We start from the raw sequence: 13,774 nt of genomic DNA, 5'->3' as shown, positions 1-13,774 counted from the left end.
CAGAATAATTGCCTTGCCGCAATCTGGCCGCACGCTTTTTCCGTGGTTTTATTTTTCACTGCGTGTATTGGAGGCATTTATGCGTGAACCCACTCCCGAATTGGTGGCGCGCCGCCGCGAACTGGTCGAGGCAACGATGACGCGGGTGCGCGCCATCGAAAAGCAGCAGGGCCAGACCCGCGAGGCGCTGGAGGCGATCAAGAGTGAATTGCTGGCCCTGGCCCGTGAGCGGGATGTTTTCCTTACCACGGAATTCAAGCCTGCCAAGCGCGGAACCTTCAAGGATTTCGTTGCCTATCGCTTGAACGAAGAGGACGGCACGGGGCGGGCGATGTATCTGTCGCTGGCGCTGCCCGGCAAGTCGAGCCCGCCGCACAATCACAAGAACTGGGCGGTGCTGGTGGGCCTGGTGGGCGCCGAGGAAAACCGGCTTTACGAGGCGGACGACAACGGCAGCTTCCGCCAGCGCGATGCCATCATGGTCGGCCCGGGTGTGGGCGTGGCATTGATGGGTGACGACATCCACAGTATCCACGTGCAGGGCGTGGGCGATGAGCCGGTCTGGCAGTTGCGCTTCTACGAGCGTCCGCTGGAAGACCAGGTGGACCGCGAGCAGTTCGATCCCGGTACCGGCAAGCGCGAGATTTTTCCGCCCAATCCCAATGTGAAGCCGTCCTGAAGGGAAGGTGGCGTCCAACCGGGGGAGCGTGGCGTGCCGCGGTCCCGACCATAGTCCGACAGGGGGAATGGCGATGAAGCGACGTGAAATGTTGAGTCTTTGTGGCAAGTCCGTGATCGCGCTGGGCTGTGGCGGTCTTCCGGCGGTCTTGCGGGCCCAGGGGCGTTTCCCCTCCAAGGCGTTGACGTACGTGGTGGCTTATACGCCGGGATCGGCCAATGACATTCTGGTGCGGATCCTGGCGCCGGAGCTGGGCAGCCAGCTGGGGCAGAACATCGTCGTGGACAACAAGCCGGGGGCGGGCGGCAGCATCGGGATGGCGGCCGTCGCGCAATCGAAGGCGGACGGCTACACGCTGGGCCTGGGGTCGACGGCGACGATGGCGATCAATCGCGCGCTGTACAAGAACCTGCCGTACGACCCCTTGCGGGACTTCGAGTCGGTCGTGAAGTTCGCTTCGACGGCAAACGTGCTGGTGGTGCCCGCCGGCGGCCCGGTGAAGACGCTGGCGGATCTGAAGCCGCGCGACGGCAAGTCGCTGATGTTCAGTTCCCCCGGCAATGGGACGACGCAACATCTGGCCGGTGTGCTGTTCAGCAGTACGACGAAGCTGCCGACCGAGCATGTGCCGTATCGCGGTCCGGCCGAATCGGTGATGGCGGTGGCGTCGGGGGAGGTCGATTTCTCGCTGGCGTCCTTGCCGTCGGCGCTGGCGCAGATCCGGGCCGGCCGGCTGCGGGTGTTGGGCTGTACCTCGCTCACGCCGCCGTCCAGCCTGCCGCAGGCGGTGTCGCTGGCGGATCAGGGCTTGCCGGGCTTCGAGCGTACCGAAGTGTGGTTCGGGCTGGTGGTCCCTTCGGGTACGCCCGGCCAGGCGAGGCTGGCCCTGGAGCAGGCGTCGGTCCAGGTGCTGGGAAAGCCGGAGGTGCGCGAAAAGCTGGAGCAGGCGGGCTACCAGCCCGCGAATCCGCGCTCGGAGGGGAAGTTCGATCCGTTCGTGCGCGAGCAGGTGGCGTTCTGGGCCGATCTGGTGAAGCAGGCGGGCGCTTCGATCGATTGACGGTGGGCCGGGCCGGATGGGTGGGCGGCATGCATTGGGGGGAGAAATGTCCGAGGTCGTGAGCGCGCAATGGTTGAGGCAGCGCCTGGAAAGCGGGGCGGAGTGCGCGGTGGTGGATCCGCGCGAAGAGGGGGCGCATTCGGTGTCGCCGCATTTGTTCCATGCGGTCAACCTGCCGTTGTCGCAACTGGAGTTGCGGGTGGAGCGTTTGTTTCCGCGCCGCGACGTGCCGATCGTGGTGGCGGGCGCGGGCGACGCGCTGGATGAGCGCGCGCGGCGCCGGCTGTGCGAGCTGGGGTATCCGGGCGCCGTGCGGCTGGAGGGCGGCTCGCCCGCCTGGGCCGCGTTGGGCTTGCCGTTGTTTACGGGGTTCAACACGGCCAGCAAGGCGTTTGGCGAGTATGTGGAGCATGGTTGCGGGACGCCGTCGATTTCGGCCGACGAGTTGCGGGAGATGGTGGCGTCGGGCCGTCCGCTGGTGATCATGGACAGCCGTACGCCGGCCGAGCACCGCCGGGCGACGATTCCGGGTTCGGTAAGCACGCCGGGCGCGGAACTGGTATTGCGCTACGCGGAACTGGCGCCGGACGCGCAGACCACCCTGGTGGTCAATTGCGCGGGCCGCACGCGCAGCATCATCGGGGCGCAGTCGCTGATCAATGCGGGGGTGCCGAATCCGGTGTACGCGTTGCGCAACGGCACGATGGGCTGGGCGCTGGCCGGCCACAAGGTCGAAACGCAGTCCACGCGCCAGGCGCCGGAGCCTGGCGCGGCGACACTGGCGTTGGCGCAGCAGCGCGCGGCGGCGGTACGGCGCCGCTTCGGGATCGGCGAGATCGGCGCGGCCGAATTGCAGCGTCTGCGCGCGGGCGGCGAGCGAACGGTGTACCTGTTCGACGTGCGCACGCAGCAAGAGTACGAGCGCGGGCATGTGCCCGGCGCCGTGCATGCGCCGGGCGGGCAGCTGGTGCAGGCGACGGATTCCTATGTGGCGGTGCGCAATGCGCGCATCGTCCTGTATGACCATCATGGGGTGCGCGATGTCATGACCGGATCGTGGTTGCGCCAGATGGGACATGAGGATGTGGTGACGTTGCGGGCGGATGCGGTGTCCGCGGCGCAACTGGCGCCGGGTCCGCAGGCCGCGCGGGTCGCGGGACTGGACGACGCGGCGGTGCGCCGGCTGGCGCCGGCCGAGGCGGCCGGGCGGCTGGCGCAATACGCGGTGGTGGACGTGGGCGCCTATCGCGATTACCAGGCCGGCCACGTGCCGGGGGCATATTGGGTGACGCGGGCGCGCCTGGCCGAGGCGCTGGGCCGGCTGCCGGCGGATCGGCCGCTGCTGCTGGTGTCGCCGGACGCGTTGCTCGCCGGACTGGCCTGCGCCGACGTGGCGGCCACGGCCGCAAGGCCGGTATATGCGCTCGAGGGCGGCATGGCGCGCTGGCGCGAGGAGGGCTGGCCGGTCGAAGAGGGCGACGGGCGGCCCTTGCACGAGCCCGACGACGCATTCGTCAAACCGTTCGAGGCCAGGGATCGCGAGTCGTCGATGCGGGCCTACCTGGATTGGGAGGTGGGCTTGCTTGACGCGGTGCAGCGTCATCCCGCCATTCACTTCGACTTGTACAAGGGATGAGCCTCTGGTAGAGCTTTCTCCACCCTGGGAGGAAGTCGATATGAATCTGAGGCAGATCGAGGCGTTTCTGGCGGTGGTTGATCTGGGCACCGTGACCCGGGCGGCGGAAACCATGTATGTGACGCAGTCGGCGGTAAGCCGGTTGATCTCCCGCCTGGAGCGCGAGGTGGGCTTTACGCTGTTCGATCGCCGCCAGGGCCTGATGGCCCCGACGGCGGAGGCCAAGGCGCTGCACGCGGAGGCCATGCGCTCGTACATCGGGCTCAAGGAGATCCAGTTCGCGGCGCAACGGATCGCGCAGATCGGCAGCGGCACGCTGAAGGTATGCGTGATGAGTTCGCTGCAGCAGGGAGCGCTGCCCAGGCTGGTGACGGAGTTCATGCGCAAACATCCCGGGATTTCGGTGATGTTCGACGTGCAGCGCCACTACGACGTGGTGTATGCGGTGTCGCGCGGCAGCGCGGAGATCGGCTTCGCGACGCTGCCGGTGGATCATCCCAATATCGAATCGCTGCCGATCGCGCGCACGCCGGTGGTCTGCCTGTTGCCGACCGGGCATCCCCTGGCCGCGCTGGAGACGATACGGCCCATGGACTTGCACGGCGTGGATTTCATCAGCGTGCCGCGCATGCGTTTCAACGATCGCATTACCCGCATTCTCGAAGCACATGGGGCGAGGCCCCACACGCGTATCGAGGCGGGCACGATGCTCGCGGCCATGGCGCTGGTGGAGGCCGGGGCCGGGGCGTTTGTCGTCGATGCCTTTACGTTGGGGGCGGTGCGCGACGCGCCGGTCGTGCTCCGGCCGTTCCATCCGGAAGTCATCGTCGAGGTTGGAGCGTTGTATTCGAACTCCCAGCCGCTTTCCATCCTGGCATCCAGGCTCCTGGAGCATTGCCGGGCATTCCAACATGATAGGGAGACAGCATGAACGCCGCACCGCCCCGCCCAGGCGTCCCCGGCCGCGCCGGTGGCGGGCGTCCGGGCACGAGAAACCGGTGCCCACACAGGGTGTTCATATCGTGAACACCCAGCTTCTGTTTCACGCGTCTCCGATCCTACGATGGCTGCGCATCGATGGGTGCGTTGCCAAGCATCGGAGACAGAAGGGTGACAACAACTATTGCTGGCGGCCCTGCCTTGGACGGGCTGGTCGTACTGGACATATCTCGCGTGCTGGCGGGCCCTTTGGCCGGCCAGATCCTGGGGGACCACGGCGCCAATGTCATCAAGGTCGAATCCTTCAACGGCGATGACACGCGCGGGTACGGCCCGCCGTTCGTCGGCGAGGACGCGGCCTATTTCCTGGGCCTGAACCGAAACAAGCGCAGCATCGCCGTCGACCTGTCCCGGCCGCAGGGCCGGGACCTGTTGCTGGACATGGTGCTTGGCGCCGATGTGCTGATCGAGAACTTCAAGCTGGGCACGTGGCGCAAGTGGGGCATCACGGACTTCGGCCAGCTCAGCGCGCGCAATCCGCGGCTGGTCCATTGCCGCATTTCCGGTTTCGGCGACGATGGCCAGCTCGGCGGCATGCCGGGTTATGACGCGGCGGTCCAGGCGCTGACCGGTTTCATGACGATCAACGGGCCCGCCGAGGCGGACCCGACCAAGATGGGCGTGCCCATCATCGATGTCAGCACGGGCCTGAATGCGGCGATCGCGATATCGATGGCGCTGTTCGAACGGTCGAAATCCGGCAAGGGGCAGCTGGTGGAGGTCAGCCTGTTCGACACGGCGCTGGCGATCCTGCATCCGCATGCGGCCAATGTGCTGGCCGGCGGGAAGGCCGAGCGCAGCGGCAACCTGCATCCGAACATTTATCCCTATGACTTGTTTCCGACCCGCACGACGGATGTCTACCTGGCCGTGGGCAATGACGGCCAGTTCCGCTACCTGTGCGAGTCGCTCGGTTGCCCGCGGCTCGCCGACGACGACCGCTTTTCGTCCAACCGGCTGCGGGTCGCCAACCGCGTGGCCTTGCGCGAGATCCTGACCGAGCGCCTGAAGGACGTGGATGGTTCCGAGCTGTTCCAGGGCTTGCTGAACAACGGCGTGCCGTGCGCGCCGGTGCATTCGGTGCAGGAGGCGCTGGAACTCGAGCATGTGCGGCAGCGCGAAGGCCTGGTGCGGGTGGGGGAGTACGAGGGGGTGCGCTCGCCCATCCGGATGCGGCGCACGCCGCCGTCGGTGCGGGCTCGTCCGCCCGGCATCGGAGAGCATACGGACGCGCTGCTGGGCGAGCTGGGGTTGCCGCCCGGGCAGATCGCAAGACTGGTGGACGAGGGCGTGGTGAAGGTTTCCAAGGAGCGAGCATGAACCATATCAGTATCAGGTACGAGGACTCGGTGGCGGTGGTGACCTACGACCGGGGCGAGAAGAAGAATGCGATGTCGATGCAGATCATCCGGGACCTCACCGCGACGGCCGAGGCGCTGAAGGATCGCCACGACATTACGTGCGTGGTGCTCGGCGGCAGCCGCGCGGCGTTCAGCGCCGGGGTGGACCTGACCGACCCGGAGCGCTTCGACCTGGCCGGCAAGAGCCTCAGCGAGCAGCGCCAGATCCTCACCCTCGGCACGCGCATGTGCCGGTCGTGGGAGGAGCTGCCGCAGCTCACCATCGCGGCCATCGAGGGCATGAATGTGGGCGGCGGCGTGGCGCTGACGCTGTGCTGCGACTGGCGCGTGATGGCCGACGACGCGTATTTGTTCGTGCCCGAGGCCCAGATCGGGATCAACCTGAGCTGGAACGCGATTCCCCGGCTGGTGAACATGGTGGGCGCCTCCATGGCCAAGCAGATCGTGCTGCTGGGCGAGAAGATGCCCAGCGCGCAGGCCAGGGAGCTGGGCCTGGTCGATTGGGTGGTGCCGGGCGGCGGCGCCGAGGCGCGCGCCATCGAGCTCGCCCGCCGCGCGTCGCAGTGTCCGGCGCATGTGGTGCGGATGAGCAAGCAGAGCATCAACGCCCATGCGAATGCGCTGAATCATCTGGGCGCCTATATGGATGTGGACCAGGCCATGGTGTGCGGCGCCTCGCCCGAGGCGGCGCGCGCCCGCGGCCGGTTCAACGAGGCGCGCGCCTAGCGGCGACGGCGCCGCCGGCTGGACAAGAAGAACGACCAGGAGACAGAAGATGAATACCAATTTCGCGAAGTGGCTGGGGCGGCTGGCGATGGCCGGTGTGGCGTTCGGGTTGGGCGTGCCGGCCGCGACGGCCGCGGATCGGCCATCGTCCTGGCCTCGCAAGTCGGTGACGATCGTGGTTCCCTTCTCGCCTGGCGGATCCACCGACCAGATCGCCAGGCTGTTCAGCGCCAAGCTGGCCGAGAAGCTGGGGCAGCCGTTCGTGGTCGTCAACCGCCCCGGCGCCGGAACGATCGTGGGCATGCAGGAAGTGGTGCGCGCCAGGTCCGATGGCTATACGCTGCTGCTGGCGGTCAGCACGGTGTCGACCCAGCCGGCGCTGTACCCGAACCTTCCCTATGATGTAAAGCGCGACCTGGTGCCGGTGTCGCTGCTGGGCAAGATTCCGCTGCTGATCTATACCAATCCGGCCTTCCCGGCGCACACGCTGGGCGAACTGATCGAGCAGGCCCGCAAGCCGGGCGCGGACATCACCTATGCGTCGCCGGGCGCGGCGTCGACGGCCGGCTTGACGGGAGAGTTGTTCAACGAGAAGGTCAAGACGGCAATCCGCCACATTCCGTACAACAGCGGCTCGCCGGCCATGACGGACGTCATGGGCGGAAACGTGGACCTGCTGTGGGGGACGGCGGCGCAGGGGCTCGAGCAGTACCGGGCCAAGCGGCTGAACGCGGTGGCCATATCGAGCGAGCGCCGCAGCCTGTCGTTTCCCGAGGTGCCGACGTTTCGCGAGCAGGGCGTGGACCTGGTGGCCGAGGAGTGGTTCGGCCTGATGGCGCCCAAGGGCACGCCGCCGGAGATCGTGGCCAGGATCAGCCAGGCGGCCAGCGAGATCGTCAAGGGCGGCAGCTTTGGCGGCGACTACAATTATTTCGAATTCATCGGCTCGGATCCGGCCTCCTTCGGCGCGTACATGGACGCGCAGGCGGCGTTGTGGACCGGCCTGATCCACCGGCTGGGGCTGAAAGTGAAGTGAAGGCCTTGAGGGCGCGCGACATCGACATATCGGACGAGGAGCAGGACAAAGGGCCGCAGGCCTTGCGGCGCGGGCTGGCCATCGTGGAGTTCCTGGAGGGCGCCGCGTCCCCGGGGGTGCCGGTGGCCGAGATAGCCCGGCGCACCGGCTTGCGGCGGCCGACCGTCCACCGCCTGCTCGACGCGCTCGAGCAGTTCGGCTGGGTGGCCAGGCGGGACGACGGGCGCCGGTTCCTGGCGCGCGAGCGCGGCGCCGACGCCAGCTTTCTTGACGCCGGCCTCGATCCGCGCGCGCCGCGCTCGCTGATCCTGCAAGCGATACCGGCGATGCGGCGCCTGGCGCAGCGCTTCGGCGACACCGTCTATCTGGTCTGGCGCGACGGCGGCGACTCGGTGTCGATTCACCGCGAGTTCGGGTCGTATCCGATCCAGGTGGTCGGATCGTACCCGGGCAACCGCTATCCCCTCGGGGTGGGCTCGGCCGGGATGGCCATCCTGGCGGCGATGCCGACGCCGGCGGCCGAGTCGCTGGTCATGCGCAATGCCGACAGGATCCGCGCCTTCGACGGGCTGGCGCCCGAGGTCCTGCTGCGCCTGAGGGCCTGCGCGGTCGAGAGCGGTTATGCCGTGATGCAGAACTACGTGGCCAAGCAGGCGCTGGGCGTCGGCTGCGCCATGAAGCGCAGGCAGGGCGTGCCCGTTCTCGCCATGAGCGTCAGCTCCGTGGCCGAACGCATGTCGAAGGCCCGGCAGCGCGAGATTGCCACGGCCATCCACGCGGAGCTTGCGCTCCTGGCGCAAATGGAGTGAGGGGCCCGGCCCTGCCCGAAACGCCTACTGCACGGTCGCGCCCGAGGCTTCGACCACTTCCGCCCAGCGCTTGATCTCCTGGCGGACGTACGCGTCGAAGGCCGCCGGGTCGGAGACCTCGGCCTGCGCGCCCATTTTCTCCAGCCATTGCAGGACGTCTTTCTGGGCGAACACGTGCACCATTTCGGTGTGCAGCTTTTCGACCACGTCGCGGGGCAGGCCGGCAGGCCCCATCAGGCCGAACCACGAACGCACGTCGAAGCCGGGCACGGTCTCGGCGATCGCGGGGATGTCGGGAAACGCCGGGTTGCGCTGGGCGCTGGTCACGCCGAGGGCGCGCAGCTTGCCGGTGCGGATGTTGGGCGCCGCCGACGGCAGGTTGTCGAACATCAGGTCCACGTGGCCGCCCAGCAGGTCCGTGACGGCGGGGGCCGAGCCCTTGTAGGGCACGTGCTGGTACTTGGCCCCGGTGTCCATGCGGAATTTCTCGGCCGACAGGTGCTGCGAGGTTCCGTTGCCCGACGAGGCGAATGTCAGGTCGTGGGTCTGCGAGTAGCGGATGAACTCTTTCACGCTGTTGACCGGCACCTTGGGGTTGACGACCAGGACGTTGGGGATCGAGACCACGCCGGCGATGAACGTGAAATCGCCGAGCGTGTCATAAGGCAGGCTCTTGACCAGGCTGGCGTTGATGGTGTGGTTGATGGCGCCCATCAGCAGGGTGTAGCCGTCGGCGGGCGCGCGCGCCACGGCCTGGGTGCCGATCACGCCGCCGCCGCCCGGCCGGTTCTCCACCACCATGGGTTCGGGCCATGACGGGCCCAGGTGCTGCGCGATCAGCCGGGCGACGAGGTCGGTGGCGCCGCCGGCGGCGGCCGGTACGACCAGCCGCACGGGGCGTTGGCCGGGGTAGGCCGTTTTCTGCGCCCAGGCGCGGGTGGCCAGCAGGCTTAACAAGGTCGCGGTCAGAAACGAGCGTCGGTGCATGATGTCTCCTGTCATTATGGTCCGCGCTTGCCGGTCATGGCCGGGGCGCGTCTTGCTGGATATCCGGCGATGGCGCGGAATTCACATGGGTTCGAACACCGGCGCATGGCGCCCTTCGGGGGTTTGCCGGAATGCCACGCGCAATCGCATGCCGATGTAGAGGTCCGCGGCGTCGGCCCCCACGATGTTGGTCATGGCCAGCGGCCCTTCGTCGAGCTGGACATAGGCCAGCACGTAGACGGGCGCCTGCCCCCGATGGATGGCCGAGAAGGTGTGCAGCGTGGCCGTGCCGGCGGCGGGCTGCCAGCGCAACCGGTCGGACCCGCACTCGGGGCAGAATGCGCGCGGGTGCCAATGCGTCCGGCCGCAGTCCTGGCAGTACGGCAGCAGCAGGGCGCCGCCGGCCGCGGCCTGCCAGAAGGGCGCAAGTTCCGGGAAGGCCGCGACGTAGGGGTCGTGGGAGAGGTCGGTCGATGTCATATGCGCTCCAGCAGCACGGTTGCGTGGGCGTGGCCGGCGCCCATTACCAGGCCGGGCCCCGTCGCCAGCGCGATGTCGCACGAGGGCACCTGGACGGCGGGGTGCGCTTCGCCGCGCAACTGGCGCACCGCCTCGATGACCTTGGTGATGCCGCCGCGGTTCTGCGGATGGTTGTTGCACATGCCGCCGCCGTCGGTGTTCCAGGGCAGGCGCCCGACGCCGGAGATCAGGTTGCCGTCGGCCACGAACCGGCCGCCCCGTCCCTTGGGGCAAAAGCCCAGGTCTTCCAGCTGCAGGGCCACCATGATGGTGAAGTTGTCGTACACCGAGGCGTATTTCACGTCGGCGGGCGCGAGGCCGGCCATCTCGAAGGCGCGCGCGCCGGTGACGGCGGCGCCGGTCTGCAGCAGGTCCAGGCGGCCGGCTTCGTTGGTGCGGATGGTCTCCGCGTAGCCGCGCACGCCGATCCGGGGGCGCGCCAGCGAGGCGGCGATGTGCGGCGCGACCAGGACCAGCGCGCCGCCGCCGTCGGTGATGACGCAGCAGTCCATCCGGCGCAGCGGGTCCGCCACCAGTGGCGAGCCCAGCACGTCCTCGGTCGTGTACCGCTTGCGCAGCAGGGCGTGGGGGTTGTGCTGGGCGTGGTGCGACGCGGCCACCTTGACCCACGCCAGTTGTTCCATGGTCGTGCCGTATTCGTGCATATGGCGGCGCGCCAGCAGGCCGTACATGCCGGCCACCGTCCAGGCGTAAGGCTGTTCGAAGGCGGCGGCCGGCCGCTCGGGCGGGATCTGGCGGATCTCGGTGCCGGTGGCCTGGCCGCTGCTGCGCGGCTTGCCCGCCAGCGTGATGAGGGCCACCGAGCATTTGCCGCGCGCGATGGCGTCGGCCGCATGGCCGACGTGCGCGATATACGAGCAACCGCCCGATTCGGTGCCGTCCACATGGCGCAGCTTGCGCAGGTTGAGGTAGTCGGCCATCAGCGCGGGCATGCCGCCCGGCGCGTCCGCGGCGCAGAAGTAGCCGTCCACGTCGTCCAGGGACAGGCCGGCGTCGGCCAGGGCGCCGCGCGCGCATTCCGCGTGCAGTTGCGCCGTGGACTTGTCCGGCGCATGGCGGGTGGGGTGTTCGAAGGCGCCTGCCACGAAGGCGGGATGTTGAAAGGCCATGTCGTTATCCAGTCGATATGAGGTCCGGGGTGGCGGGGCGGGAGGCCGGGCGCTGCGCCTGCGCTCAGACGCGCCGCGCCTGGCCGCTCCAGTAGCGCTCGCGGATGTCGCGCTTGAGCACCTTGCCGACCGAGCTGCGTGGCAATTGCTCCCATACTTCGATCGTCTTGGGGGTTTTCATGCTGCCCAGCCGTTCGCGGCAGTAGGCCAGGACCTGCTCCGCGTCCCATTGCGCGCCCGCCTTGAGCTCCACGATCGCCTTGATGGCCTCGCCCCAGTGGTCGTCGGGCACGCCGACCACGGCGCAGTCGCTGACCGCCGGATGCGCCCACAGCACTTGCTCGACTTCGCTGGGAGAAATGTTGAATCCGCCGGAGACGATCAGGTCTTTCATGCGGTCGACGATATACAGATAGCCGTCGCCATCCTGGTATCCCACGTCGCCCGTGTGCAGCCATCCCTGCTTGAACGTCTCGGCGGTCTTGGCGGGGTCCTGGTAGTAGCCCTTGGCCACCAGGTCGCCCTGGACCACGATTTCGCCGCGCTCGCCCGCCGGCAGCAGGTTCCCGTGCTCGTCCATGATGCCCATGCGCACGAACGGGGAGGCGCGGCCGCAGCTTGCCAGCCTGTGCTGCAAGGCGGGGTCGCGCAGGATGCGGGCGTGCTCGTCCGCGCTCAGGACGGTGCACATGAATGGCGCCTCGGCCTGCCCGTAGGCCTGGACCATGACCGGCCCGAAGATGTCCAGCGCTTCGCGCAGCTTGTCCACCGACATCGGGGCGGCCGAGTACAGGAAGTAGCGCAGCGACGCATAGTCGCCCCGGCGTATCTCCGGATGCGCCAGCAGCTTGTAGATCGCCGTCGGCGGCAGGAAGATCTGCGTCACCTTGTAGCGCCCGATGGCGTCGATGATCGCGGCCGGGTCGGCCGTGGGCAGGATCACGTTGCAGCCCCCGTAGGCGCAGGCGGCAAAGGTGGCCGATCCCGCCGCATGCGAAAGCGGCGCCACGACCAGATGCACGGGCCGTTCGAGCACGGGCATGGCGGCGTACCAGTTGGCCAGCAGCGCCAGGTAGTTGCGGTGCGTGATCAGCACGCCCTTGGGCAGCCCGGTGGTGCCGCCGGTGCCGCGGATGGCGACCACGTCGTCGGTGCGCGCATCGCTGCGGACTGGCGCGGCGGACTGTCCCGCCATCCAGTCCTCCAGGGATGGCGCCCGCGGCAACGCGCCGTCGATGCACACCACGCCCTTGAGGGCGGGCAGGGCCTGGAGCAGGCCGGGCAGCTGGGCGGCGAACTGGCTGTGGATGAACAGGAACTCGCAGCCGCCGCGCGCCAGGATATTGGCGTTTTCCTCGGCGGCGTTGCGCGCGTTGACGGGCAGCCACATGTAGCCGGAGCGGACGATGCCCAGCGTGGCGGGAAAGGTGAGCAAGTGGTTGGCCGACAGCGTGCCGACCTTGCTGTCGCGGTCCAGCCCCGCGGCGCGCAGGCCGTTGGCGATGCGGTGGGACATGTCCTGGACCTGCCCGTAGCTGAGCGTGCGCCCGCCGGGCTCGATGAAACAGGGTTCGGCCAGGCCGTAGCCGGCGCCTCGATCGAAAGTGTCGATCAATTGCATGGTTGTCTCCGGAGCGCGATTCGATGCCGTGCGGGCGCGATGCTTGCCCGTCCCGAGCCGCTGCTCCTCTCGGCGGCTACGGCAATAGGAAAACGTTTCCCTATCAACGATGCTACGATGGTCCGCCAAGATCGACAATGATATGGAACGTTTTCATCCAGGAAAACCATGACGAGACGAGTATCCGTGCGCGAGGTCGCGCATGCGGCCGGGGTCGCCATCAGTACCGTTTCGCGCGTGCTCAACGGCTCGGGCTATGCGAGCCCGGACGTCCGCCTGCGCGTGCAGCAGGCCGTCGCCAGGCTGGGCTACGAGCCGGACTACACGGCGCGCCACCTGCGTACCGGCCACAGCCGCACGATAGGCTGCCTGCTGCCCAGCATCGCCAACCCGTTCGTCGCCCAGCTCCTGAGCGAGGTGGAGCGGCTCGCGCAGGCGGCCGGCTATTCCCTGCTGGTGGGCAGTTCGGAGCAACGGTCGCGCGACAAGGAGCTGGTGGCGTTCTTCGAGAACCGGCGCCTGGAGGGCATCATCGCCTTGCCCGCGCACGAGTACGATCCCGTCGCGGCCTCGCCCTTCGCCACCACGAAGCTGCCCACGGTCATCATGGACCGCGACATGGGCCCGGATTTCGATGCTGTGCTGATAGACCACGAATCCGGCATGCGCCAGGTCATGGACTACCTGCTGAGCCTGGGCCACCAGCGGATCGCCCTGTTCGCCATCGGCAGCCAGGTGCGTCCGGGCCGGCTCAAGCTGCGCAGCTACCGCGCCGCGCTGGAGGCGGCCGGCCTGCCGTTCGACGACAGGCTGGTTTACCTGACCGATTCGTCGCTCGAGTCCGCGCGCCAGCCCATGCAGCGCATGTTGGGGCTGGACGCTCCGCCGACCGCCATCATCGCCGTGGGCACGCAGTTGCTGTCCGGGGCCGTGCACGTGGTGCGCGAGGCGGGGATGGACATTCCCCGCGATATGTCGGTGGTGGCGATAGGCACCATGCAGACCCTGGAGTTGATGTACCCGCCGGTTACCGCGCTGCGTTACAACTTCCAGGACAGCGCCCGCGCCGTGGTGCAGCTGATCCTGGAGCGCATCGAAAGAACCGCGCCGCCGCAGGCGCGCACCGTGGTCATTCCCTCCGACCTGATCCTGGGCAGTTCCTGCGGGCCGGCCCCGGCGCGCTGAGCATCGGCCCGGAAAGCCATTGAAAC

13 protein-coding genes are annotated in these 13,774 nt (G+C 68.2%); 9 read left to right on the top strand and 4 right to left on the bottom strand.

Going from position 1 to position 13,774, the window contains the following annotated elements; all coding sequences use genetic code 11:
• The first annotated feature begins 79 nt into the window (after positions 1-79).
• The 8 genes from CAL11_RS21570 to CAL11_RS21535 all read left to right on the top strand — a co-directional run bounded on the left by CAL11_RS21570 (position 80) and on the right by CAL11_RS21535 (position 8,306).
• Positions 80-679: a hypothetical protein gene (locus tag CAL11_RS21570; RefSeq protein WP_086094215.1), complete on the top strand. Its 600-nt coding sequence runs from the start codon at positions 80-82 to the stop codon at positions 677-679.
• Between the two features lie 67 nt (positions 680-746).
• Positions 747-1,739, top strand: a complete 993-nt coding sequence (locus tag CAL11_RS21565; RefSeq protein WP_086094214.1) for a Bug family tripartite tricarboxylate transporter substrate binding protein — start codon at positions 747-749, stop codon at positions 1,737-1,739.
• 46 nt (positions 1,740-1,785) lie between these two features.
• The gene (locus CAL11_RS21560; RefSeq protein WP_086094213.1) at positions 1,786-3,375 is read left to right on the top strand and encodes a rhodanese-like domain-containing protein; all 1,590 of its coding nucleotides are present in this window, start codon (positions 1,786-1,788) and stop codon (positions 3,373-3,375) included.
• 40 nt (positions 3,376-3,415) lie between these two features.
• Complete coding sequence (locus tag CAL11_RS21555; protein ID WP_068924787.1) at positions 3,416-4,306, top strand: LysR family transcriptional regulator; 891 nt, start codon at positions 3,416-3,418, stop codon at positions 4,304-4,306.
• Between the two features lie 209 nt (positions 4,307-4,515).
• A complete protein-coding gene (locus CAL11_RS21550; RefSeq protein WP_167382554.1) occupies positions 4,516-5,694 on the top strand; it encodes a CaiB/BaiF CoA transferase family protein in 1,179 nt (392 codons plus the stop codon).
• On the top strand, positions 5,691-6,461 hold the full coding sequence (locus tag CAL11_RS21545) for an enoyl-CoA hydratase/isomerase family protein (RefSeq protein WP_086094211.1): 771 nt from the start codon (positions 5,691-5,693) through the stop codon (positions 6,459-6,461). Before CAL11_RS21550 ends, CAL11_RS21545 begins: the two co-directional genes overlap by 4 nt.
• Before the next feature lie 49 nt (positions 6,462-6,510).
• Entirely contained in the window at positions 6,511-7,497 is a 987-nt protein-coding gene (locus CAL11_RS21540; protein WP_086094210.1) for a tripartite tricarboxylate transporter substrate binding protein, read from the top strand.
• Positions 7,494-8,306: an IclR family transcriptional regulator gene (locus CAL11_RS21535; protein WP_086094209.1), complete on the top strand. Its 813-nt coding sequence runs from the start codon at positions 7,494-7,496 to the stop codon at positions 8,304-8,306. The genes CAL11_RS21540 and CAL11_RS21535 overlap by 4 nt, the downstream gene beginning before the upstream one ends.
• Positions 8,307-8,330: 24 nt before the next feature.
• On the opposite strand, the gene CAL11_RS21530 is transcribed toward CAL11_RS21535, so the two are convergent.
• The 4 genes from CAL11_RS21530 to CAL11_RS21515 form a co-directional block, all read right to left on the bottom strand.
• Positions 8,331-9,293, bottom strand: coding sequence for a Bug family tripartite tricarboxylate transporter substrate binding protein (locus CAL11_RS21530; RefSeq protein WP_086094208.1), 963 nt, complete (start codon positions 9,291-9,293; stop codon positions 8,331-8,333).
• 81 nt (positions 9,294-9,374) lie between these two features.
• On the bottom strand, positions 9,375-9,773 hold the full coding sequence (locus tag CAL11_RS21525) for a Zn-ribbon domain-containing OB-fold protein (protein WP_086094207.1): 399 nt from the start codon (positions 9,771-9,773) through the stop codon (positions 9,375-9,377).
• Positions 9,770-10,942 carry a thiolase domain-containing protein gene (locus CAL11_RS21520; protein WP_086094206.1) on the bottom strand — a complete coding sequence of 391 codons (1,173 nt, stop codon included), beginning with the start codon at positions 10,940-10,942 and terminating at the stop codon, positions 9,770-9,772. Before CAL11_RS21520 ends, CAL11_RS21525 begins: the two co-directional genes overlap by 4 nt.
• A 64-nt stretch (positions 10,943-11,006) precedes the next feature.
• Entirely contained in the window at positions 11,007-12,563 is a 1,557-nt protein-coding gene (locus tag CAL11_RS21515; RefSeq protein ID WP_086094205.1) for a class I adenylate-forming enzyme family protein, read from the bottom strand.
• A 168-nt stretch (positions 12,564-12,731) separates the two neighbouring features.
• On the opposite strand from CAL11_RS21515, the gene CAL11_RS21510 reads away from it, so the two are divergent.
• Complete coding sequence (locus CAL11_RS21510) at positions 12,732-13,748, top strand: LacI family DNA-binding transcriptional regulator (RefSeq protein WP_086094204.1); 1,017 nt, start codon at positions 12,732-12,734, stop codon at positions 13,746-13,748.
• Positions 13,749-13,774: the final 26 nt, after the last annotated feature.

Origin of the sequence: Bordetella genomosp. 6, from assembly GCF_002119705.1 — a bacterium.
Taxonomy (GTDB): domain Bacteria; phylum Pseudomonadota; class Gammaproteobacteria; order Burkholderiales; family Burkholderiaceae_B; genus Bordetella; species Bordetella bronchiseptica_F.
This window is presented reverse-complemented; position numbering and strand designations above follow the sequence as displayed.

Excerpts from the sequence above, each read along its gene's own strand:
- CAL11_RS21515 (WP_086094205.1), bottom strand. The coding sequence starts at position 12,563 with ATGCAATTGATCGACACTTTCGATCGAGGCGCCGGCTACGGCCTGGCC.
- CAL11_RS21555 (WP_068924787.1), top strand. The coding sequence starts at position 3,416 with ATGAATCTGAGGCAGATCGAGGCGTTTCTGGCGGTGGTTGATCTGGGC.
- CAL11_RS21520 (WP_086094206.1), bottom strand. The coding sequence starts at position 10,942 with ATGGCCTTTCAACATCCCGCCTTCGTGGCAGGCGCCTTCGAACACCCC.
- CAL11_RS21540 (WP_086094210.1), top strand. The coding sequence starts at position 6,511 with ATGAATACCAATTTCGCGAAGTGGCTGGGGCGGCTGGCGATGGCCGGT.
- CAL11_RS21565 (WP_086094214.1), top strand. The coding sequence starts at position 747 with ATGGCGATGAAGCGACGTGAAATGTTGAGTCTTTGTGGCAAGTCCGTG.
- CAL11_RS21510 (WP_086094204.1), top strand. The coding sequence starts at position 12,732 with ATGACGAGACGAGTATCCGTGCGCGAGGTCGCGCATGCGGCCGGGGTC.
- CAL11_RS21570 (WP_086094215.1), top strand. The coding sequence starts at position 80 with ATGCGTGAACCCACTCCCGAATTGGTGGCGCGCCGCCGCGAACTGGTC.
- CAL11_RS21525 (WP_086094207.1), bottom strand. The coding sequence starts at position 9,773 with ATGACATCGACCGACCTCTCCCACGACCCCTACGTCGCGGCCTTCCCG.
- CAL11_RS21530 (WP_086094208.1), bottom strand. The coding sequence starts at position 9,293 with ATGCACCGACGCTCGTTTCTGACCGCGACCTTGTTAAGCCTGCTGGCC.
- CAL11_RS21545 (WP_086094211.1), top strand. The coding sequence starts at position 5,691 with ATGAACCATATCAGTATCAGGTACGAGGACTCGGTGGCGGTGGTGACC.
- CAL11_RS21560 (WP_086094213.1), top strand. The coding sequence starts at position 1,786 with ATGTCCGAGGTCGTGAGCGCGCAATGGTTGAGGCAGCGCCTGGAAAGC.